Below are 22,901 nucleotides of genomic sequence, written 5' to 3'. Positions count from 1 at the left end.
AGAAAAGATTGATCAATATTTTATTTAGTAAAATGATGATTACGGCTTATATCATCTTATTCGAGCTTTTTTTGATCTTTTTGTTCGTATCTTTTCTTTCATCGATATCAAAGCTGATTTCATTGATTCTGAAAGTATTCAGTGTGCTTATGGTAATCTATGTCTATAACCGTAATGACAATCCTTCATATAAGCTGGCATGGACTTCGGTGATCTTGGCACTGCCAACAGTCGGGGGCGTGCTGTATCTGCTTTTCGGGGGCAAAAAGGTATCTAAAGAATTGCGGCGGATCATTGCCCGTTCCAATGATGATACCAAGGGAATCATGCTTCAGGAGGAAAAGCTTCTTGAGAAATTAAGAAGAGAAAATATTGAGGCGGCCAAGCAGGCGAATTATCTGATGAAGTATGCGGGCTATCCTTGTCTGAGTCAAACGGAAACGACTTTTATTGCCAGTGGTCAACAATATTATGAATTGATGATGGAGGAGATCAAGAAGGCCGAGAAATTTATCTTTCTTGAATATTTCATTCTTGAAGAAGGAAAGATGTGGAATGATATTCTTGAGGTTCTTTGTGAGAAGGCAAAAAAGGGTGTGGATGTACGTCTGATCTATGATGATGTTGGCTGTATCGTCAAGCTGGAAGACGGGTATGATGTAAAGATCAACCAGATGGGGATCCGTTGCAAGGTGTTTAATCCGATCAGGGCCCGTTTGGCGATTCAGATGAATAATCGTGATCATCGTAAGATTACGGTCATTGATAACAAAGTGGGCTTTACCGGTGGAATCAATCTGGCTGACGAATATATGAATATCAAAGAGGTTTATGGTCATTGGCGTGATCAGGGAATCATGCTGAAGGGTGATGCGGTCGCTTCTTTAACGTTCATGTTCCTTCAATTCTGGGATTACGGTGAAAGCGTCAAGAGTAATTTTGCTTCGTATATGACGCCTTATCCAGGCAGGGATGACGGCTATGTGATTCCTTTTAGCGATGCTCCGACCGATGATGAGAGCGTGGGTCAGAATGTTCATTTGAATATCATCCATGCAGCAAAAGAATATATCTTCATTCAGACACCTTATCTGATATTGGATAATGTCGTACGGGATGGTTTGGCTCTTGCCAGCAAAAATGGTGTAGATGTTCGTATCATGGTTCCTTATATCCCGGATAAAAAGCTGGTCAATCAGGTAACGAAGTCGAATTATGAATATCTTTTGGAAAGCGGTGTACGTATTTATGAATATACGCCCGGCTTTGTTCATGCGAAGACACTGATCAGCGATGATGAATTTGGTGTGATCGGGAGCATTAATTTTGATTATCGAAGCTATTTTCTGCATTTTGAATGTGGTGTGTGGATGTATAAATCTAAAGCGATCCTGGATTGTCGGGATGATTTTTTGAGGACGCTGGATGAATGTCATGAGATCACTTATCAGGAATATATGAAAACAAATGCTTTGGTACGTATCTTGCGTTCGATTTTGAATTTGTTTTCACCGTTATTATAAGGGGGTACATATGAGTAAGATTGGTTTGATATGTGAAGGAGGAGGAACAAAAGCGGCTTATACAGCAGGTGTTCTGGAATGTTTTTTGGATCAGAATATTGAATTTCCGTATGCTGCGGGAATCAGTGCGGGGGCATTTTGTCTTCTGTCGTATGTTTCCAAGCAGAAGGATCGCTTACGTGTTACCGGTGTCGATTCGACTGCCCGCAAGGAAGCGGTAGGCTTATATCCGATCCTTCATGAAAGGGCTGTTTTTGGTATCAATTCAACCTATGATTTTGTGGAAGAGAAGGTTCCGCTGGATATCAAGACCTTTCGTGAAAATCCATGCGAATTGGAAATGGGTCTTTATAATATAGAAACAGGAAAGGTCGAATACTTTAATAAGCAGCAGTATTCTGAAGACGGACTGATCGTAAAGGCGGCTTGTGCTCTTTTGATGCTGACCCATCCTGTCAAGATCAATGGCAAAAGATATATGGATGGCGGTTTGGTCGACATGATCCCGATCGAACAGGCTTTGCGGAATGACTGCAAGGGTGTGGTCTTTATTTCGACGAAGGAAGAAAATTATGTGCGTAAGCCGGCACCTAAGTGGCAGATGTGTCTGGCAAGGATCTTGTTTCGTAAGGAGCCTTATATCGCAAAGGATCTGAGCGTTCGTCATGAAAATTATCATAAACAGTGGAATAAGGTCAAAGAGCTTGAAAAGGAAAACCGGGCACTGATCTTACGTCCGAGCATGGATATGGGGATTACTCGTTATACGACCGATGGTGAGAAGCTGGGCAAATGGTATGATTTAGGATATAAGGATACGCTGAAAAGAATTGATGAGATTCGCTCTTTTATGAATGAAATAAAGGAATGATGATCAAGTTGTCAAGTGTAAAGAAATGTAAAGAGAGTGGTTAATCACTTTCTTTTCTTTTTACGGTGAATTTACATACGAATGCTGATTCTTTTACATACTATGACTATAATAAAGGACGTAGTTAAAAAAAGGAGAGATTGTAAAACTATGAAAAAACTTTTAAAAGGTATCGTTGCAGCTTTTATGGTCATGAGCGTTGCTGCATGTTCAAATAATGCTTCTGACGATACGATTCATGTATTGACAAGAGAACAGGGAAGTGGAACAAGAGGTGCTTTCATTGAACTGTTTGGAATTGAACAGAAAGATGAAAATGGCGAAAAGGTAGACCATACGACAGAAACAGCAGAAGAAACGAATTCTACTTCGGTCATGCTGACAACTGTACAGGGTGATCCAAATGCGATCGGTTATGTATCACTGGGTTCTTTAAATGATAAAGTGAAGGCAGTAAAGATCGATGGTGCCGTTGCAAGTGTTGATACAGTAAAGGATGGTTCTTATAAGGTATCTCGTCCATTCAATATCGTTACAGGTGAAAATTTAAGCGATTTGGCTTCTGATTTCATTACTTATATCATGAGTGCCCAGGGTCAGGAAGTCATTGAAGAAGAAGGATATATTTCTGAAGGTAATCAGGGTGATTATACTGCTCCACAAGGATTAAGCGGAACGATCACGGTAGCCGGTTCAAGCTCTGTAACACCGGTAATGGAAAAATTGGCTGAAGCTTATGAAGTTTTAAATCCGGATGTTCAGATTGATGTCCAGCAGTCAGATTCAACTACAGGTGTGAACAATGCGATCGAAGGTTTATGTGATATCGGTATGGCTAGCCGTGAATTAAAGGACAGCGAGCTTGCCAGCGGTGTAAAAGGCACAAAGATCTGTATCGATGGTATTGCTGTTATCGTCAACAATGATAACTCATTGGAAAATTTAACATCTGACCAGGTAATGAAGATCTTTACAGGTGAAATCACTTCCTTCTCAGAAGTGAAGTAAAATGAATTCAATAAAAGAAAAAGGGATGAAGTGGCTGTTTACAGCCGCTGCATCCGCTTCTATTTTATGCGTTTTCCTCATTTGTGCCTTTTTGTTTGTCAATGGTTTTAGCACAATGGGAAAGATCGGCTTTACAGAATTTATCTTTGGTACGGTCTGGAAACCGTTAAACAATATTTTTGGGATACTTCCGATGATATTGGGAAGTGTGGAAGTAACCTTGCTGGCCTTTGTATTCGGTGTTCCGATCGGCCTTCTGTGTGCAATTTTTTTAGTGTATTTCTGTCCTAAGAAGATCTATTCGAAAATGAAAAGCGTGATCGATCTTTTGGCAGGTATTCCTTCCATCGTTTATGGTTTTTTTGGATTGGTATGTATCGTGCCGATTTTTAGAAATTTGTTTGGCGGCAGCGGAAAAAGTATCTTTACCGCTGGTTTTTTACTGGGGATCATGATCTTGCCGACGATCGTCAGCGTATCGGAATCTTCCCTGAAGGCAGTAGATAAGAATTATTATGAAGGTGCCTTGGCTTTAGGAGCTACCCATGAGAGAAGCGTCTTTTTTGCGAGCGTACCGGCAGCCAAGTCTGGAATCATTGCAGGGATCATTCTTGGAATGGGCAGGGCGATCGGTGAAACGATGGCGGTCAATTATGTCATTGGGAATCAGGCGCTGATGCCATTTGATATTTTTATGGGTGGCCGGACATTGACGACTAATATTGTCTTGGAAATGGGTTATGCGACCGATTTGCATCGTGATGCCTTGATTGCGACAGCTGTGGTATTATTCATTTTCATTTTGATCATCAATCTGTCGTTCGCCTTCTTAAAAAGGAGGATTCGATAATGGTTAAAAAAATAAGTGAGCATCAGCAGGATGCCAATGATCTGCGTATCATTCATAAGGATAAGTTATCGGTCGTGTTAAACGTCTTGGTGAAGATCAGTGCTTTTATAACGATGGCGGTACTGATCATCATGATTGCTTATATTTTGATTACGGGTATTCCAAATATTACCCTTGATCAGTTCTCGCTGGAATACAATACAGAAAATGTATCCATGATGCCGGCCATCATCAATACGCTTTTATATACCGTATTATCTTTGCTGATTGCCCTTCCTTTAGGCATCGGCAGTGCGATCTATCTGGTGGAATATGCGAAAAAAGGAAGTAAATTCGTGGAGATCGTCCGTCTGACAACAGAAACGCTTTCGGGAATTCCTTCCATCATCTTTGGCTTATTCGGATATTTATTCTTGTGTATCTTCTGTGGTTTGGGCTATTCTTTGCTTTCAGGTGTCATTACGCTGTCAATCATCATCCTGCCATTGATCATGAGAACGACTGAAGAGGCGCTTAAGGCAGTGCCTGACAGTTATCGTGAAGGCAGCTATGGTTTGGGTGCCGGAAAGGTAAGAACGATTTTCAAGATCATTTTACCAAGTGCCGTAGGCGGTATCTTAAATGGCATCATCTTAAGTATCGGACGAATCGTCGGGGAAAGTGCAGCATTGATCTATACTGCCGGAACCTTGCCGAATATTGCTTTGAATGTGATGAAATCCGGACGCAGTTTGTCTGTGCATATGTATGCCTTATTAAGTGAAGGGCTTTATACCAATCAGGCTTATGCAACGGCAGTCGTGCTTCTTTTGATGGTGATGCTGATCAATTTCGCATCCAATAAAATCGTAAAGCATATGGGAGGAAAGAATGAGCAAAATTAGTGTTAAGAATCTGAATCTCTGGTATGGGGATTTTCAGGCATTAAAAAATATCAATATGGATATTGAAGCCAATCAGGTAACAGCATTCATTGGTCCTAGCGGCTGCGGTAAATCTACTTTTTTAAAGTGTTTGAATCGTATGAATGATCTGGTAGAGGGTTGCCGCATCACAGGTGAGATTACTCTGGATGGCATTGATATCAATTCAAAAATAGATGTGAATCAGTTGCGCAAACGTGTTGGGATGGTTTTCCAAAAACCAAATCCATTCCCGATGAGCGTTTATGATAATATTGCTTTCGGGCCTAAGACACATGGTGTCAAAGATAAGAAGGAATTAGATAAGGTCGTTGAAAGAGCTTTGAAGGGTGCTGCCTTATGGGATGAGGTCAAGGATCGCCTGCACAAAAGTGCATTGGGCCTTTCAGGAGGACAGCAGCAGCGTTTATGTATTGCCAGAGCGCTGGCCGTTGATCCTGAAGTATTGCTGATGGATGAGCCGACCAGTGCGCTGGATCCGATTTCTACTTCAAAGATCGAAGATCTTGTCTTAGAATTGAAAAAGAAATATACGATCATCATCGTGACGCATAACATGCAGCAGGCAGCCCGTATTTCAGATATGACCGCTTTCTTCTTATTGGGTGATCTTATCGAGTACAATAAGACGGATAAGCTGTTCTCAATGCCGGACAACAAGAAAACAGAAGATTACATTACAGGAAGGTTTGGTTAATATGAGAAATCGATATAATGAACAGTTAAAAGAACTCAATGATGAACTGATTTTGATGGGAGATCTATGTAAAGGCGGGATCACCTATGCTGTCAGCTCCCTAAAAAATCCAAGTGATGAAATAAAAGAAAAGGTCACAGAAATTGAAAATGAGATCAATCAGAAAGAACGTACGATCGAACAGCTGTGCATGAAACTGTTGCTTCGTCAGCAGCCGGTTGCCAGTGATTTAAGACAGGTATCAAGTGCCCTGAAGATGATCAGTGATATGGAGAGGATCGGTGATCAGGCATATGATATCTCATTGATGTCACCGGTGGACATTACAAAAGATGAAAAAGTAGAAAAGCATATCATTGCGATGGCTAAGAATACGATCAGCATGGTATCCAAAAGTGTTGAATCATTCGTCAATTCAGATTTAGAGATGGCACTTTCCGTCATGAAAGATGATGATGAAGTCGATAACTATTTTGAAAAAGTAAAAGATGACCTGATCGATGCAGTCAGAGAAGATCCGAAATCAGGAAGAGATTATCTGGATATTCTGATGATTGCCAAGTATCTGGAAAGAATCGGTGATCATGCGACCAATATTGCGGAATGGGTCGAATATTCTATCACCGGGAAACATAAAAAGATTGATATCAAATCAGCAGAATAACTTCGTGGAAACATGAAGTTTTTTTATGTTTATCTGCGTTGCTTGTGCAACGCTCATATTTTGTGTAAAATCACTTCGAAAAGGAGGAAGATTTATGCTGAGTGAAAATTTAAAGACGATCCGTAAACAAAAAGGATTATCTCAAGAGGAATTAGCCATTCGTTTACATGTTGTCCGACAGACGATATCAAAATGGGAGAAAGGAGTTTCCCAAACAAAAGGATATTAAGAAATAACCTGTGTTTACCTGTTTGCAAATTATTGTATTTGACGAATGAGAAAAAACTTTCTATTGACAGAAATAATGTCAAATATTATAATTGTCCGTAATTGAATAACTATCTTCAGGGCAGGGTGCAATTCCCTACCGGTGGTACAGCCCACGAGCCGAAAGGCATGATTTGGTGAAATTCCAAAGCCGACAGTATAGTCTGAATGAAAGAAGATGAAAGTATATTTATGCTTTTTTGCGTGCTCTGAAATGATTTCGTATCGTTTCGGAGCATTTTATTTAATCGCATAAATCCTCTTTTGCATGTCTTGGATAGCTTTTATTCAAGGCATGTATTTTTTTGGAGGTGTAAAAATGAGCGATGCAGAATACATGAAATTAGCAATAGAATTGGCAAAAAAAGGTGCTGGCTATGTCAATCCTAATCCTATGGTTGGAGCAGTAATTGTAAAAGATAATCGGATTATAGGACAGGGATACCATGAAACTTTTGGTGGAATGCATGCTGAAAGAAATGCACTTAAAAATTGCAGGGAGTCACCTATAGGATCAACACTTTATGTAACACTTGAACCATGCTGTCATTATGGAAAGACACCACCTTGTACAGAAGTAATTATTGGCAGTGGCATTACAAGAGTAGTCGTTGGAACTTTAGACTGTAATCCTATTGTGTCTGGAAAAGGTGTAAAAATACTTGAGAAAAACAATATTCAAGTTGATGTGGGCATTTTAGAAAAAGAGTGCCAGCAGTTAATCAAAGTTTTTAGAAAATATGTTACAAAGCACATTCCCTATGTTTTTATGAAATATGCAATGACACTAGACGGAAAGATAGCAACTTATACAAATCAATCAAAATGGGTAAGTGGAGAAGAAGCGAGAAAACAGGTACATCAACTTCGGCATAAGGTTACTGCAATCATGGTAGGAGTCAATACTGTTATTCAAGATAATCCTTTACTGACATGCCGATTGGAGAATGGAAAAAATCCTATCCGTATCGTATGTGATACAAATTTAAGAACACCCATTACATCAAAAATTATAAAAACAGCGAATGATATTAAGACTTATATTGCTACTTCTTCTAGTGATGAAAGTAAGATAGGTCTTTATAGAAAATACGGTTGTGAAATTATTCATACAAAGAAAAAAGGTAATCATATTGACTTAATGAATTTAATGCAATGTTTAGGAAATATGCAGATAGATAGCCTGCTTTTAGAGGGCGGAAGTGCAATGAATTGGAGTGCTCTTGAACAACAAATTGTCGATGAGGTGCAAGTCTATATAGCACCCAAAATATTTGGTGGGAGTGCAAAAAGTCCTGTAAGCGGGCAAGGGGTTGCTTTTCCTGATGATGCCGTTATGCTTAAACCGTATGCTTTTTCTCAAGTGGGAAATGATTATCTCATAGAAAGTGAAGTGATTTATTCATGTTTACAGGAATAATAGAGGAAATCGGTAAAATAGAAAAAATACAGAAAGATATTTGTAACTGTAAACTATCCATTAAGGCTTCAAAAATATTAGAAGATATACATTTAGGGGATAGCATAGCAGTAAATGGCATTTGCCTTACAGTTACTTGTTTTAATCGCCAGTCTTTCACAGTTGATGTGATGAATGAAACATGGAATAGAACAGCTCTTAGTCTATTAAAACATGGAAGTTGTGTGAATTTAGAAAGAGCTATACCTATGAATGGCAGGTTGGGCGGTCATATTGTTACAGGGCATATTGATGGAACAGGTAGAATATCTTCTGTGCGTAGAGAGAAAAATGCTATGTGGTATCAAATCAATACGAAAAGAGAAATCTTAAATTTAATTGTCGAAAAAGGCTCGATTGCTATTGACGGTATTAGTCTTACTGTCGCAAAAGTATCGAAAACAGACTTTTTAGTATCCGTTATCCCACATACTTTAGAGCAAACAGTTCTCAAGGATAAACAAGTTGGGAATATGGTTAATCTTGAAAATGATATATTAGGTAAATATGTGCAGAAACTCATAGACAACAGCAATAAAACGGAGTTATCGAAAGAGTTATTATGCCAATATGGATTTTAACAGAAAGGATAAAGGAATAATGAAATATCAAAAAATAAAAGCGGCATTGCAGGCGTTACAAGAGGGAAAACTTGTTTTGGTTATGGATGATAAAGAGAGAGAAAATGAGGGAGATTTGATTTGTTCGGCACAATCGGCTACAACAGAAAATGTTAATTTCATGGCGACTTATGCAAAAGGCTTAATCTGTATGCCTATGAGTGAAAGTCTAGCTAACCAACTTATGCTTTCCCCTATGGTTGAAAATAATACAGATAACCATGAAACTGCCTTTACGGTTTCTATTGATTATAAGGATACTACAACAGGTATTTCTGCCGAAGATAGAGGATTGACGGCTCGTATGTGTGTGGTTGAGAATATAAATCCCTTTGATTTTCGTAGACCGGGGCACATGTTTCCTCTGATTGCAAAAAATGGAGGTGTTCTGGAAAGGAACGGACATACGGAAGCAACTGTTGACTTATTGAGGTTGGCAGGATTAAAAGAATGTGGCTTATGCTGTGAAATCATGAATGAAAACGGGAAAATGATGAGAACACCTGATTTAATTCAATTTTCTCAAACACACCATATACCTACCCTCACAATTAAAGAATTACAGGAATATAGAAAAGTATATGATATACTTGTAGAATGTGTTTCGATTGTAGAAATGCCCACAAAATACGGAAAATTCAAAGCACATTGTTATATCAACAAACTGAATGGAGAACATCATATTGCATTGGTTATGGGAAATTTGGATAATGGAAACGATGTGTTATGTCGTGTTCACTCAGAATGCTTAACAGGAGATGTTTTTGGTTCTTTACGCTGTGATTGCGGACAGCAGTTAGATAAAGCTATGAAAATGATTGCAGAAAATGGTTCAGGTGTATTGCTTTATATGCGACAAGAAGGACGAGGTATCGGACTTGTCAATAAACTAAAAGCCTATCATTTGCAGGATAACGGTATGGATACCCTTGACGCTAACCTTGCATTAGGATTTCAAGGCGATTTAAGAGAATATTATATTGGAGCACAGATTTTGAGAGATTTGGGAATAAAATCATTGCATTTACTTACAAATAATCCTGATAAAGTTTATCAGTTAGAAGATTATGGAATGAGAATTTCAAGCAGAGTACCGATTGAAATAGAAGCAAATCCTTATGATAGTTTTTATTTGAAAACAAAGAAAGACCGAATGGGGCACATTTTGAATATGGAGGAAAAATAAATGAATACTTTTGAAGGCAATTTAGTGGCAGAAAATATTAAAATAGGTATTGTTGTAGCAAGGTTTAATGAGTTTATAACTTCAAAGCTATTAGCAGGAGCATTAGACAATTTGAAAAGAGAAAATGTTAGCGAAAAGGATATAGAGGTGGCTTGGGTTCCGGGAGCATTTGAAATACCGTTGATAGCGTCTAAAATGGCAAAAAGTAAAAAATATGATGCGATTATTTGTTTAGGGGCAGTTATTCGAGGCAGTACAAGCCATTATGATTATGTGTGTAGTGAGGTATCAAAGGGAATTGCCCAAATCAGTTTAAATACCGAAATACCTGTTATGTTCGGTGTTCTTACGACAGATACGATTGAACAGGCGATAGAACGAGCTGGTAGTAAAGCAGGAAATAAAGGCTCTGAATGTGCACAAGGAGCTATTGAAATGGTAAATTTAATTCGTACATTAGAGGTATAATTTGATTGGTAGATTAAAAGTTAGAGCGAAAAAGCATAATAGGCGAAGTGATCCATTCGCGGTGGCTGTCGAAGACATAGAGCCACGCCAGCTTGCTGGCGAGGGAATGGTTCACTTCGTCTGTGAGCGAGCCTATGGCGAGCGATTATCAAGCCCCCGTTATCTAACAGGGGGGTACTCTTACAAAAGACAAGAGCAAAAACAAATACAAAACTGCTGATATGCAACGATTTATAAGGTTATAAGAACTTATTTCACTTCACACCCTATTCTTTCTACCCGACAGGTCTAAAACAGCATATCAATAGCAAATAATTATAAGATACAAGGTGTATGCTCCTATGAGTATATGCCTTTTTTGATTGGAGGAATAAAGCATGAATGATATGAAATTTATTGAAACATTAAAGCAAAAGAGAAAAGCCTGTGATTATTCGCAATCACGACTGGCACAGGAACTACAAATCAGCAGGCAGAACTTAAATGAAATTGAAAACGGAAAAACAAAAGCCGGTAAAGAAATGAAGCATATACTTTTACATTATCTTGATTATTGTAATTGTACTCAGCCTTTCACTTTAACGATTGACTACCTGCGTGTTCGTTTTCCCACCACAGACGCATTGGAAATTATAAAAAATGTACTGGCAATGAAGAGCGAATATTTTATTCATGAAGATTACGGAATGTATGGCTATGAAGAACAGTATGTCTATGGGGATATTAGTGTAAATGTTTCTAAAGATAGTTCTATGGATGTTTTATTGGAATTAAGAGGTATGGGGTGTCGGAACTTGGAATATGTTTTACAGGCAAGAGGGATAGACTGGTATTCCTTTTTAAGCTGTTGTATAGATTGTCAAGGTGTTTTTAAACGCATAGATTTAGCGGTCAATGATATGGGCGGATTGCTGGATATAGAAATTCTAAGGGAACGCTATTATGCCAACAAGGTATGGAAACGTTCAAGAACCCATGAAGCAGTAGACAGCGGGAAATTATCGGGTACACATGGAGATACTGCAAAAACTTTTTATATCGGTTCAAAGAATAGTTCTATTTACTTTTGCCTGTATGAAAAAGAAAAGGAACAAAAAAGCAAAGGCATAAAAACAGACATTAAGAACCGCTTTGAAATTCGGCTAAAAAATGAAAAAGCAGGACAAACGATAGAACAACTTGTTTTTTCAAGAAATCCCGAACAGACCATAGCAAGCCTTATCCTCACACAGATAGATTTTCCCGATTATATTTTATGGGATATATTTTTGGATAATGTAACTACCTCACTTCCTTTTATTATGACGCCTGTTGCTGTCAATATGGATAAAACAAAACGCTGGTTAGAAAGACAGGTCATGCCCTCTTTATTGATGATAAAAGAGATTGAAAAGAAAACAGGAGCAAATTATCTGGAAGAAATCGACAGACATACAAAACTAACAGAAAAGCAGGAATTAAAAATTAAACAAATGACAACAGACATAGCAAATATGATTGAGAAAGATACCACTGTTCCTCAAGGGAATGACGGTATTTTTTAATTTCTTTAAAAAATCTGCAACAAAACGGCTACTTGCGTACAGATATGGTGCGAGGAAAGGAAATCTGACTTTTTTTGAAAACAGGTCATCAAATCGGTGGTTGCTGTCCCTATATGATGTGAAAGAAGAAACGTTTTTCAATTCCAACTTAACAATCCGTAGTTGCCGTTCCCTATATGGAGTAAAGAAAATCTTTTATTCCACAGTTGGCAGTTACGGCGTTGCATGGGTAGTTAGGGGGGTGAAAAGAAAATCAGATTTTTTCATCATCAACTTAGCAGAATGACACTTTCTTTCCCTATATGGTACAGGAAAAGAAAAAAGTTTTGAAGATTGGTTACGCTTCTGCTCTTTTCCAACGCGGTATATAGGAAAGATGATTTTCTTCTTTCGTGTTCTTTGACAACTGAATAAAGCAGTTCAATACGTTTGACAGACAGCGAGCCGTTGAAACAGATATGCCATGACCTTTTCCCTGCTAAAGCGAGCGAACCTTATCTGTGTTCCTGTAAGAAACTTGTCCTTTCCTACCGCCATGACCTGTCCTGTCTGATAATGATACTCCCGTACAGCCACAGCTTGAGCGTTCAGAGCGTCGCACGCAATGGGTACGGCTACATAAGAACTATGCAGAGGTGGAACTCCTGTGGGCTATGACAAAAGCCGTTGAATTGCTTAGAAAAGATTTTTACAGAAAGGGGGTATGTGTTATTGCTGATATTGTAAAAACAAGGCAGGTAAAGACGAATAATAAGCGTGGCATTGGCAACAGAGGAAAAACAAAAATTGTTGTAAAAGAGCATTTTTCCGAAAAGGGAAAGACAATGGGAGAACTTCTGACAGATGTTATGCTGGAAAAAGCAAAGCAGACAATCGCATAAAATCGGTGCAGTTGTAAGAAATAGATTGAATGACAAAAAGTACCCGTGTTATACTTTACTTGCAAGCAGGTATTGTAAACACGGGTTAGTTATAAAGGAGGATAACTGACAATGAAACAACAGATTTACAATACTGCACTTTATCTTAGGTTAAGCCGAGATGATGAATTACAGGGCGAAAGTTCCAGCATTACCACACAAAGAAGTATGTTGCGTCTATATGCAAAAGAACATCATTTGAATGTGATTGATGAGTATATTGATGACGGCTGGTCGGGAACAAATTTTGAAAGACCGAGTTTCCAGAGAATGATTGAAGATATAGAGGCAGGAAAAATCAACTGTGTTGTAACGAAAGACCTTTCCCGACTTGGCAGAAATTATATTATGACAGGACAATATACAGAATTGTATTTTCCCAGCCATAATGTCCGTTACATAGCGATTGACGACGGTGTAGACAGCGAAAAAGGCGAAAGTGAGATTGCACCATTTAAGAATATCATCAATGAATGGGTGGCAAGAGATACAAGCCGTAAAGTGAAATCGGCATTTAAGACAAAATTTGCAGAGGGTGCGTATTATGGGGCTTATGCTCCGTTAGGATATAAGAAACACCCCGACATCAAAGGAAAACTGCTGGTTGATGAGGAAACAAAATGGATTGTTGAAAAAATCTTCTCCCTAGCCTATCAAGGTTACGGTAGTGCCAAAATCACAAAGGTACTGCGAGAAGAAAAAGTTCCGACAGCGTCTTGGCTGAATTTCACAAGGTACGGTACTTTTGCACACATCTTTGAGGGAAAGCCCGACAGCAAGCGTTATGAGTGGACGATTGCTCATGTTAAGGCAATTTTAAAAAGTGAAGTCTATATCGGAAACAGCGTTCATAATCGACAATCAACAGTTTCATTCAAGAGCAAGAAAAAAGTGCGTAAGCCCGAAAGTGAATGGTTTCGAGTAGAAAATACCCACGAACCGATTATTGACAAAGAAGTGTTCTATCGTGTGCAGGAACAGATAAAATCAAGGCGTAGACAGACAAAGGAAAAAGCAACGCCGATATTTGCAGGGCTTGTCAAGTGTGCGGATTGTGGCTGGTCTATGCGGTTTGCGACAAATAAGGCAAATAAAACGCCATACAGTTATTATGCTTGCAGTTACTACGGGCAGTTTGGCAAAGGTACTTGTTCTATGCACTATATCCGTTATGATGTGTTGTATCAAGCCGTATTGGAACGATTGCAGTATTGGGCTAAGGCAGTACAGCAGGACGAAGAAAAGGTGTTGAATAAGATACAAAAGGCTGGCAATGCAGAGCGAATACGGGAAAAGAAGAAAAAGGCAAGTGCTTTGAAGAAAGCCGAGAACCGTCAAAATGAAATTGACCGCTTGTTTGCGAAAATGTACGAAGATAGAGCCTGTGAGAAGATAACGGAACGAAACTTCATCATGCTGTCGGGAAAATATCAGAAAGAACAGATAGAACTGGAACAGCAGATAACCAACCTAAGAGAAGAATTAAGTAAAATGGAACAGGATATGATAGGTGCTGAAAAGTGGATTGAGTTAATCAAGGAGTATTCCGTACCAAAGGAACTGACAGCACCGTTATTAAATGCAATGATAGAAAAAATCCTTATTCATGAAGCAACAACGAATGAGGACAATGAAAGAATACAAGAAATAGAGATATACTACCGATTTATTGGAAAAGTAGACTGATAAAGAGGGTTCATATCTTTAACTAAGGGAAACTGGACTTTCGGTACCGGATTCGGATATGCTTATTCGATTGGCAGAAATATTCGAAGTAAATGTCAGTGATTTATTAGGTGAAAAAATAGAAGATGAAGAAAAGGGGGATGCATTAACTGAACAGCTTGTACGTATCAATGAACAGATGGCAGTTAGAAACAGACGTTCAAAAATGATTCTTAAAGCTGTTGCAGGTGTTATTGCGGTATTCATCGTTTTGAATTTATTGCTTATTTTGATGAATATGGTTTCTTTTGACAGTTATCATGATAGCCTTGATCAGCAAATCGAAGAAATAACGGAATAAATGAATGAAGGTCAGTTGGAAAACTGGCTTTTTATATAAAAAAATAAGCAGATGTCCTGCTTATTTGGAAACCCATCTTCCATAAATACCACAAGGGAGGATCGTTTGGGTGCGGGTGATCGGTAATCCGTTTTCACCTGCTTCGATGAATCCTTTTGGGTATTTCTTTAATAAAGTGGAATGAAGGATATTGTATAACACGGTTGAAGAGAAACCGGTCGTATAAGAATTGACAAGGAAAAAGAGAGGGTCATCATCGAGAATATCCATACATTTGATGATCAAGGGATAGAGCTGGTCTTCAATTTTCCATATCTCACCATTCGGCCCTCTTCCATAGCTTGGCGGGTCCATGATGATGGCATGATATTTCCGTCCTCTTCGCTTTTCTCTTTCCACAAACTTGATCACATCATCAACGATGAAACGGATCTTTTTGTTTTCCAGATGAGATAGGACCATGTTTTCCTTGGCCCAGCTGACCATTCCTTTTGAGGCGTCGACGTGGACGACTTCGCTTGCATTGGCGCTGGCACAGGCCATTGTGGCTCCCCCAGTATAGGCAAAAAGATTTAAGACACGGATATCGTGGCTGGCATGCCGGATCTTATCCATCATGAAATCCCAGTTTGCGGCCTGTTCCGGGAAAAGCCCTGTATGCTTGAAGCCGGTAGGCGAAACCTTGAAGGTCAGATGTTTATAGCTGATTTTCCATTCATTTTTTAAAGGTTTGAGGAATTCCCAGCTTCCTCCTCCGGATTTTGAGCGATGATAATGGGCATGGGGATGAAGCCAAAGCTCATCTTCATTTTCGATCGGCCAGATTGCTTGAGGATCCGGCCGGCGCAGGATGACATCTTTCCATCTTTCCAGTTTTTCGCCGTTTCCGGTATCGATACATTCATAATCCTTCCACTGTGATGCTTGCTGATTCATATATTCACTTCCAATCCTGATTATCATAACATATTTTTAAAGCTTTGAAACCCATACTTTCACAAATTTTTGTCTTTGAAATATGGTATAATAGAGAAAAGCGAGGTGTTTTGATGAAAAATAAGTATTATGATGATTTTAGGTGTTGTGAATTAAAAACAAATGTAAAAGAAGTGATCGAGGAGAAGGGTTTTTTCTGGCATTCGTTTGACAATACGATTTTTTATGTTGATGAGCACCATCCTGACCATGGCTTTATCAATCAGTGCGAAGTGTTGAAGCTGAAAGAAGAAAAGGGCATCGTTTACCATCTTTTAAATGAGAAGCTGGAAGGGGAAGCTGTCATGGTCGTTAATCCGGGAAGAAGATATATTCATGCCCAGAATGAAACATTGTCACTGTTGATGAATAAGATGATCCAAGGTGTTTATCACAGTGAATGTATCGATCATTATATAAATGATTTTTTTATGATCAGCCATTTTAAGGGAAAATGTCTGACACCCCAGCAGAAAAATGAATTGCAGGTTTCCTTGAATGGGATGATCCGTGATGATTATGAGGTCAAGATCGTGTATGAAAAGATCACGGAAGACAGATATGTCAGCATTGGGGTATTCCCTGCGGAGAAGAATAATCAGATCCATGTACCGAGCTTAAAATTTATTCAGATGATGAAGATCCTTGAAGTGGTAGACCGCGGAAATGATGAATTTGCGATCATCACGACCTGCGGTGATCAGATGTTGTTTACGCTTGAAAAATATTATGACATCATCAAGGAAGCAAGCAAAATATTGAATTGTGAACCGATGTTCATCAATACCAGCATCCATCAGCTGTTAAATAAAGTAAAAAGCAATTGAAAATGATGGAGCACGTTGTTATAATCTAAGAGTTGAGGAGATTATTATGAAGCGATTGTTAAAAGTATTGTGCTGTTCAGCCTTATTGCTATGTGGCTGCCGGCAGCAGGAAGAGCCGGAGCCGGTCGAGGAAGAAAAAATCAGCATCGTCAGCAATGACATCTATGCGGATCCGAAAAATCCTTCTAATGCCTATGCCAAGGTATTTAACCGGCTTGCTGAGGACATCCGGGCAAATGATATGGATCAGCTCAGCGAGGATGTTGCTGTCTGCTTTGTCTATGATTTTTTCACATTGAAAAATAAGGAAGATAGTACGGATATCGGCGGATTGGCTTATCTGCCGCAAAATCGTGTTGAAGAATTTACTTCTTTTGCACAGCAGCATTTTTATCGAAATTATGATTCTATCGTAACAGAGCAGGGAGAAGATGCTTTGCCGGAGGTCGTCAATGTTATTGTTGACAGTAAAACGGCCAAAGAAGTCAGCTATCTTGATGAAACCTATGATGGTTATGAGTATGAGATGAGCGTGGAATATGCGGATACAAGCATCAGCAGTGATGAGCTGAAGACAAAGCTGACGATGACCTGTCTTGTTTACAATGGGAAGGCCATGGTCATTGCGGTAAGCTAGTATGCGGGAAGCTTATGTGATTGGCGGTGCCAATATTGATATCATCGGAAGAAGCGATCATGCTCTCATTCCTTTTGATTCCAATATCGGAAAGGTTGTTCAAAGCTATGGAGGTGTTGGCCGCAATATTGCGGAAAATGCAGCACGCTTGGGCGTCAAGGTTCATTTTGTCAGTGTCTTTGGCAATGATTATAACGGATTGAACTGTATTCGTTACTGCGAAGCATGCGGGATGGATCTGAGCGATTGCAGGATCGTTGAAAATGAAAGGACCTCTACGTATCTGGCTGTTTTGGATGAAACGGGCGATATGAGCGTGGCAATCAATGATATGGATATTTTGCGTTATCTGGATCAGCAGCATATCGATAAGGTTTTTAAGAAAATCAAGAAAGACGATATTTTGGTTGTTGATACGAATCTGGATAAAGAATTGATTGCGTATATGATGAAAAACGCTCCTTGTGATATCTTTGTAGATCCGATATCCAGTGAAAAGGTGCAAAAGCTGGAGGGGCTGTTGGGATATATCCATACGTTCAAGCCAAATGTTTATGAGGCCGAGAAGCTTAGCGGCATTAAATATACAGGCGAGGAATCCGTGAATGAGATGGGAAAATATTTTCTTTCTTGTGGAATTGATGAGATCTATATATCGCTTGGAAAAGCTGGCGTGATGGGATTTACAAAAGATCAGGCAGTTTTATGCTCGACAGAGGATATTGCCGTTGCGAATGCGACGGGTGCGGGCGATTCTTTTATGGGTGGTATCATAGCGGCGACCCTTATGAATTATAGTTTTATTGATAAGATGATGTTTGCGCAGAGCTGCAGCGTTGTAACGATCGAATCTGATCAAAGCGTGTGCAGAAGATTGAGTGTGGATGTTGTTGATCAGCGTAAGAAAAAGCTGACATTTAATGTAAAGGAGAAGAAGTTATGTATTTAAAAGTGAATCCTGAGGTTCAAAAAGCATTGGATAACAATCAGCCGGTAGTGGCATTGGAGTCAACGATCATTTCTCATGGAATGCCTTATCCACAGAATGTGGAAACGGCTTTGAATGTAGAAAAGATCATTCGTGAGCATGGTGCCGTTCCGGCAACGATCGGTATCATCGATGGTGTTTGTGTGGCCGGTATGACGCCGGAAGAAATCGAAGAATTTGGTAAGCGCAAAGGAATTGCGAAAGTCAGTCGTCGTGATTTACCGGTAATCGTTGCCAAGAAGCAGTGGGGTGCGACAACCGTAGCAACAACGATGATCGTTGCGGCAATGGCAGGCATCAAGGTCTTTGTGACCGGCGGCATTGGCGGTGTCCACCGCGGTGCCCAGCAGACATTTGATATTTCTGCGGATCTTCAGGAATTGGCTCATACAGATGTCGCAGTCGTATGTGCAGGTGCAAAAGCTATCTTAGATTTGCCTTTGACCCTGGAATATCTGGAAACACAGGGCGTACCGGTATTAGGCTATCAGACAAAAGAATTGCCTAGTTTCTATTCGATCCATTCAGGCCTTGAGCTGGATTATGAAATGGATTCTCCGAAGGAAATTGCGGATGCGATCAAGGCAAAATGGGAAATGGGTCTGGATGGCGGTGTGATTATCGCAAATCCTATTCCAAAGGAATATGCTTTGGAAGAATCTTTCATTAATGGTGTCATTGATGAAGCCTTAGCTGATGCGAAGGAAAAGGGTATTCATGGAAAAGATGTGACGCCGTTCCTATTGGCAGCAGTTAAGGATAAGACAGAAGGCAAGAGCCTTGACAGCAACATTCAGCTTGTTTACAACAATGCCCGTTTGGGTGCAAAGATTGCAGTTGAGTTCTGTAAATAAGATTTAATGAGAAACGCTTTGGCGTTTCTTTCTTTTTTTGGACATTTTTTGTCTATTTTGTCAATGCTCGTTTTATGTCCTGTAAATCTGGGAGCATTTACGCTAAGATGAAAGCGAAAGGAGAAAGACAGATGAATCAAATGAAAATAGGAGACTTCATCAAAAAGCTGCGTAAAGAAAAAAAATTGACCCAGGAGCAGCTGTCTGAGGTGTTTGGGGTATCTCGCAGAACGGTTTCAAGATGGGAAACGGGCAGCAATCTGCCTGACTTGGATATCCTTATCGAAATGGCAGATTATTTTCATGTTGATCTTCGCGAATTATTCGATGGTGAAAGGAAGGATGACAAAATGGATAAAGAATTGGAAGAAGTTGTATTAAAGGTTGCTGATTACAGTAATGAGGAAAAAAAGAAATTGACCAGGCGTATGCATATGCTATTTATCGCAGGTTTTATTTCAGCTATGATTTATATGATCCTCCTTTTTAATGATAGGGGAGATCATTTTATTGGCAGTGTATGTCAGGGGTTTTCCATTGGCACACTGTTTGTCGGGGTCATGATGACAAGCAAATATGCCACAAAAATACAGGCCTTGAAGATGAAGGTTTTACGAAGACAAAAATAAGATAAGAATGTATAAGAAGCGCAAAGGCGTTTCTTTTCTTTTGAATTTCATGATATAATGAAGTTGTTTGGGGTGATGACCTGACAGCGAAGGTGGAAAATTAGGTAAGGAGATTTTTTTAAGCGGTGCATATGGTAGAAAGACTTTTGAGTTAAATGATAAAAAGATTGATGCCAATGTGGTTTTTGAAGCTTTTTTGTGAAAAAGGTGAGATTGGTTCAGACCGATAGATAAAAAAACTATTTACATCTTTTTGTAAATCTAGTAAAATCAGTAATGGTCAAATAGTGTTATTAAGAAAATCAGATATGATTTGTTTAAAAACTGATTTTAATAACAAAGTATCTTTATTTAAGCGTTTTTGTCTTAAATTTATATGTGGAGCGGTATCGAAGTGGTCATAACGGGGCTGATTCGAAATCAGTTTGGGTGCAAGCCCACGTGGGTTCGAATCCCACCCGCTCCGCCAAATATTAAAAATACGCCTATATTTAGGCGTTTTTTTAATGTCAAAAGGGTATGTCCTAAATTAAATGATTGAAGAGTATGTAATTGTTTCTAAATTCGTTCAGTATTCAAATCTGGTACATTTGAAAATCTGTTATGATATTGAGATATGTCAGATGTTTTTTTGTGTTATACTTCAAATATGGAAAAATCTTGTGGGATTATTTTATATACAAATATAAAGGGAAAACGCCATTATTTACTGATTCAGGATAAAAAAGGACGAATTGGGTTTCCTAAAGGTCATATTGAAGAAGGTGAAACAGAAAAAGAATGTGCGTTACGGGAAACATGGGAAGAAACTTCGCTGGTTCCAAGCATCATTCCTCATTTTTATAAAAGCGTTCAGTATCGCTTGCCTAATGGCACCATGAAAAGAGTTGCTTATTATCTGGGATACTTTGAAGATCATCTGCCTGTGCATCAGGATGGTTTTGAGTATTTTGACTATCTTTTATTGACGTATAAGGAAGCTTTGGCTGTTTTAAAATATAAAAATAATAAAGATGTATTGATAGAAGCTGAAAGCTTTTTGAATCAGGGATGGAGCTTTTCTTTATGATAATTTGGCTGAAGCACACATACTAATCCCATAAAGGAGAAAAACTAATGATTGAAAAAGATACTGTAAGACTTTTAAGAGAATGTGATGCAGGGATTAAGATGGGCGTTGCTTCTATTGATGAGGTACTGGATAATGTGTCAGATGAGAAATTTAAAAAGTATCTCATGAGCTGTAAAGAAGAGCATATAAAACTTGAAAATGAAGTGGAACTGTCTTTAGATAGATATCAGGATGAAGGAAAAGAAGCAGGGGTCATGGCAAAAACGATGTCGTGGATGAAAACCAATGCTCGATTGGTCATGGATGAGTCAGATCATACGATTGCCGATATCATGATCGATGGCTGTCATATGGGGATCAAATCACTGAACCGTTATTTGAACCAGTATGAGGCTGCGGATGAAGATTCTAAGGAGATTGCTAAAAAATTGATTCATATCGAAGAAGAGTTAGCGAGTGAAATGTTTCAATATTTATAAGAATTTGTGAAAAAATTGATTAATTGTACAAATTAATTAAAAAAACCTTACCTTGATGATAAAAAATGCAAAGATAAAATTGACATTGTAATGATACTGTGTTATTTTTTTCATGGAGGTATATAAAACATATGAAAAAGTTATTTTCTTTATTAATGGCCGGTACGCTTGTATTTGCATTGGGCGCATGCAGTACGAAAAGTGAACCGGAAGTGAAGGAATTCGCTGCTGAATATGAGATGGAAGGAACGACATCAGCAGGTCTTCCAAAAAATGATACGTTTATCTTTGAAGGGGAAACAACAGACGGTATCATTACAAAGCTGAACTTTGATATCATTCGTAACAAAGGAATGGAAGGCGAATATTCAAAGAAAGACCTGTATGGATACGAAATGAACGTTTCTGATGGCGCTATTGAAGAGGTTGATGGCGTTCTTAATTTAACGAATTTATCGGCAAGCGGATATGTCGTATATCCGGGTACAGATACGGGTGCTCAGTTTATGGTAAGAGCTTCTTTGGACAATTTGACACCTGAATCTACTTTTGCGGATCTGGTTGTTTTTGACTTATCAACACAGAGTACGATGGAACTTGACAGAGCAATCGCCGCTTATTCTTATTTGGCTGCAGAGTCAGGTGTAGAAGAACTGACGGGTGATACATTGGTCATTGATTTAATGGCTGCATTTGATAAGCTGGTTGTTGATGGTGCTTTTGTGGCTGGCGAACAGCGTGTGTCTTATGCAGGATACAATGGCGGAAGAAGCTATGGTGAACAGATCGATGCGATCGTTGACTATATCCTTGCGAACAATATGACATTGGAAGATGTTTATGAAATGTTTAGAACGGTGAATCAGCAGAGCACACCGATTGAAGACAGAGATGTTATTTCGGGTGCTACGATTGCGTTTGTGGGTGACTTCCAGAGAATGGTATATCTTGCGATTCATGGTGAATTATTTGAAGGTGTAACGAATGCGACAGAAGCTGATGGCAACACGACGGTTGAAGTCGTTACACAGGGTTACGGTGGAGAAATTGAAACTCATGTAACATTTGACGCTGATAAGAAGATCACTGCTATTTCTGTTCGTGATGATCAGGAATCTGAAGGTGTAGGTGCTGTCTTGACAGCAGATGGTTCTGATTTCCTGAACTCTTTGATCGAAGGTCAGAGCGATATCGACAGTGTTGAGGTATCCAGTGGTGCCACGGTTACTTCAGAAGCATTGAAGAAAGCTGTTCAGTTAGCAATTGATTACATGAATGATAAATAAAAATTAAAGATATGACAGTCCTTGAAAAACAGGACTGTTTTCTTTTACTGATTTTGAAGAATATTTAATGATTTTCACTTAATTTTCAAAATAATATGAAGAATAATGGCTCGTTTTATTGTATAATA

General features: G+C 38.9%; 25 protein-coding genes, 1 tRNA gene and 1 riboswitch. Of the genes, 25 read left to right on the top strand and 1 reads right to left on the bottom strand.

Annotated elements, in window-relative coordinates; all coding sequences use genetic code 11:
• The 16 genes from cls to ACZYT3_RS06255 form a co-directional block, all read left to right on the top strand.
• Window positions 1–1,523 (top strand): cardiolipin synthase (gene cls, locus ACZYT3_RS06330; protein ID WP_464088081.1); only part of this gene is annotated, 1,523 nt, incomplete at its 5' end.
• A gap of 10 nt (window positions 1,524–1,533) precedes the next feature.
• The gene (locus ACZYT3_RS06325) at window positions 1,534–2,394 is read left to right on the top strand and encodes a patatin-like phospholipase family protein (RefSeq protein ID WP_464088080.1); all 861 of its coding nucleotides are present in this window, start codon (window positions 1,534–1,536) and stop codon (window positions 2,392–2,394) included.
• A gap of 150 nt (window positions 2,395–2,544) precedes the next feature.
• Entirely contained in the window at window positions 2,545–3,402 is an 858-nt protein-coding gene (locus ACZYT3_RS06320) for a substrate-binding domain-containing protein (RefSeq protein ID WP_464088079.1), read from the top strand.
• Between the two features lies 1 nt (window position 3,403).
• Complete coding sequence (pstC, locus tag ACZYT3_RS06315) at window positions 3,404–4,252, top strand: phosphate ABC transporter permease subunit PstC (protein WP_294562054.1); 849 nt, start codon at window positions 3,404–3,406, stop codon at window positions 4,250–4,252.
• Window positions 4,252–5,136, top strand: a complete 885-nt coding sequence (gene pstA, locus ACZYT3_RS06310; RefSeq protein WP_294562053.1) for a phosphate ABC transporter permease PstA — start codon at window positions 4,252–4,254, stop codon at window positions 5,134–5,136. Before pstC ends, pstA begins: the two co-directional genes overlap by 1 nt.
• Entirely contained in the window at window positions 5,123–5,872 is a 750-nt protein-coding gene (gene pstB, locus ACZYT3_RS06305; RefSeq protein WP_464088078.1) for a phosphate ABC transporter ATP-binding protein PstB, read from the top strand. The genes pstA and pstB overlap by 14 nt, the downstream gene beginning before the upstream one ends.
• A 1-nt stretch (window position 5,873) precedes the next feature.
• A complete protein-coding gene (gene phoU, locus ACZYT3_RS06300; protein ID WP_294562051.1) occupies window positions 5,874–6,536 on the top strand; it encodes a phosphate signaling complex protein PhoU in 663 nt (220 codons plus the stop codon).
• A gap of 94 nt (window positions 6,537–6,630) precedes the next feature.
• Complete coding sequence (locus ACZYT3_RS06295) at window positions 6,631–6,765, top strand: helix-turn-helix transcriptional regulator (protein WP_464088077.1); 135 nt, start codon at window positions 6,631–6,633, stop codon at window positions 6,763–6,765.
• 107 nt (window positions 6,766–6,872) lie between these two features.
• A riboswitch (FMN riboswitch) is annotated at window positions 6,873–6,987 on the top strand.
• Between the two features lie 135 nt (window positions 6,988–7,122).
• Window positions 7,123–8,223: a bifunctional diaminohydroxyphosphoribosylaminopyrimidine deaminase/5-amino-6-(5-phosphoribosylamino)uracil reductase RibD gene (gene ribD / locus ACZYT3_RS06290; RefSeq protein WP_142691857.1), complete on the top strand. Its 1,101-nt coding sequence runs from the start codon at window positions 7,123–7,125 to the stop codon at window positions 8,221–8,223.
• Window positions 8,208–8,843 (top strand): riboflavin synthase, encoded by a 636-nt coding sequence (gene ribE, locus ACZYT3_RS06285; protein WP_142691858.1) that lies wholly within the window; start codon window positions 8,208–8,210, stop codon window positions 8,841–8,843. Before ribD ends, ribE begins: the two co-directional genes overlap by 16 nt.
• Entirely contained in the window at window positions 8,833–10,068 is a 1,236-nt protein-coding gene (locus tag ACZYT3_RS06280; protein ID WP_464088076.1) for a bifunctional 3,4-dihydroxy-2-butanone-4-phosphate synthase/GTP cyclohydrolase II, read from the top strand. Before ribE ends, ACZYT3_RS06280 begins: the two co-directional genes overlap by 11 nt.
• Window positions 10,069–10,536, top strand: coding sequence for a 6,7-dimethyl-8-ribityllumazine synthase (ribH, locus tag ACZYT3_RS06275; protein ID WP_120090915.1), 468 nt, complete (start codon window positions 10,069–10,071; stop codon window positions 10,534–10,536).
• 377 nt (window positions 10,537–10,913) lie between these two features.
• Window positions 10,914–12,080: an XRE family transcriptional regulator gene (locus ACZYT3_RS06270; RefSeq protein ID WP_117598864.1), complete on the top strand. Its 1,167-nt coding sequence runs from the start codon at window positions 10,914–10,916 to the stop codon at window positions 12,078–12,080.
• Window positions 12,081–12,733: 653 nt separating this feature from the next.
• Window positions 12,734–12,961: a hypothetical protein gene (locus ACZYT3_RS06265; protein WP_027096702.1), complete on the top strand. Its 228-nt coding sequence runs from the start codon at window positions 12,734–12,736 to the stop codon at window positions 12,959–12,961.
• 111 nt (window positions 12,962–13,072) lie between these two features.
• Window positions 13,073–14,686: a recombinase family protein gene (locus ACZYT3_RS06260; RefSeq protein ID WP_008790766.1), complete on the top strand. Its 1,614-nt coding sequence runs from the start codon at window positions 13,073–13,075 to the stop codon at window positions 14,684–14,686.
• Window positions 14,687–14,744: 58 nt separating this feature from the next.
• The gene (locus tag ACZYT3_RS06255; protein WP_464088075.1) at window positions 14,745–15,026 is read left to right on the top strand and encodes a hypothetical protein; all 282 of its coding nucleotides are present in this window, start codon (window positions 14,745–14,747) and stop codon (window positions 15,024–15,026) included.
• Between the two features lie 60 nt (window positions 15,027–15,086).
• Here the strand turns inward: ACZYT3_RS06255 and ACZYT3_RS06250 are convergent, their stop codons facing one another.
• Entirely contained in the window at window positions 15,087–15,962 is an 876-nt protein-coding gene (locus ACZYT3_RS06250; protein ID WP_464088074.1) for a class I SAM-dependent methyltransferase, read from the bottom strand.
• A gap of 113 nt (window positions 15,963–16,075) precedes the next feature.
• Between ACZYT3_RS06250 and ACZYT3_RS06245 the strand changes: the two genes are divergently transcribed.
• The 9 genes from ACZYT3_RS06245 (at window position 16,076) to ACZYT3_RS06205 (ending at window position 22,773) form a co-directional block, all read left to right on the top strand.
• Window positions 16,076–16,828, top strand: coding sequence for a hypothetical protein (locus ACZYT3_RS06245; protein WP_464088073.1), 753 nt, complete (start codon window positions 16,076–16,078; stop codon window positions 16,826–16,828).
• 46 nt (window positions 16,829–16,874) lie between these two features.
• Window positions 16,875–17,465 (top strand): hypothetical protein, encoded by a 591-nt coding sequence (locus tag ACZYT3_RS06240; protein ID WP_294562047.1) that lies wholly within the window; start codon window positions 16,875–16,877, stop codon window positions 17,463–17,465.
• Between the two features lies 1 nt (window position 17,466).
• On the top strand, window positions 17,467–18,414 hold the full coding sequence (locus ACZYT3_RS06235; RefSeq protein WP_294562046.1) for a carbohydrate kinase family protein: 948 nt from the start codon (window positions 17,467–17,469) through the stop codon (window positions 18,412–18,414).
• Entirely contained in the window at window positions 18,405–19,307 is a 903-nt protein-coding gene (locus tag ACZYT3_RS06230; protein ID WP_464088072.1) for a pseudouridine-5'-phosphate glycosidase, read from the top strand. Before ACZYT3_RS06235 ends, ACZYT3_RS06230 begins: the two co-directional genes overlap by 10 nt.
• Before the next feature lie 107 nt (window positions 19,308–19,414).
• Window positions 19,415–19,936, top strand: coding sequence for a helix-turn-helix domain-containing protein (locus ACZYT3_RS06225; RefSeq protein ID WP_464088071.1), 522 nt, complete (start codon window positions 19,415–19,417; stop codon window positions 19,934–19,936).
• Window positions 19,937–20,316: 380 nt separating this feature from the next.
• A tRNA-Ser gene (locus tag ACZYT3_RS06220) sits at window positions 20,317–20,405 on the top strand.
• A 147-nt stretch (window positions 20,406–20,552) separates the two neighbouring features.
• Window positions 20,553–21,005, top strand: a complete 453-nt coding sequence (locus ACZYT3_RS06215) for a bis(5'-nucleosyl)-tetraphosphatase (RefSeq protein ID WP_464088070.1) — start codon at window positions 20,553–20,555, stop codon at window positions 21,003–21,005.
• Between the two features lie 47 nt (window positions 21,006–21,052).
• Complete coding sequence (locus ACZYT3_RS06210) at window positions 21,053–21,487, top strand: hypothetical protein (RefSeq protein WP_464088069.1); 435 nt, start codon at window positions 21,053–21,055, stop codon at window positions 21,485–21,487.
• Window positions 21,488–21,618: 131 nt separating this feature from the next.
• Complete coding sequence (locus ACZYT3_RS06205) at window positions 21,619–22,773, top strand: FMN-binding protein (RefSeq protein WP_464088068.1); 1,155 nt, start codon at window positions 21,619–21,621, stop codon at window positions 22,771–22,773.
• The last annotated feature ends 128 nt before the right edge of the window (window positions 22,774–22,901 follow it).

It is taken from the genome of Traorella sp. mt218 (genome assembly GCF_055420025.1).
Note: the sequence above shows the minus strand (reverse complement) of the source record. Positions and strands in the feature narration are given on the sequence as shown.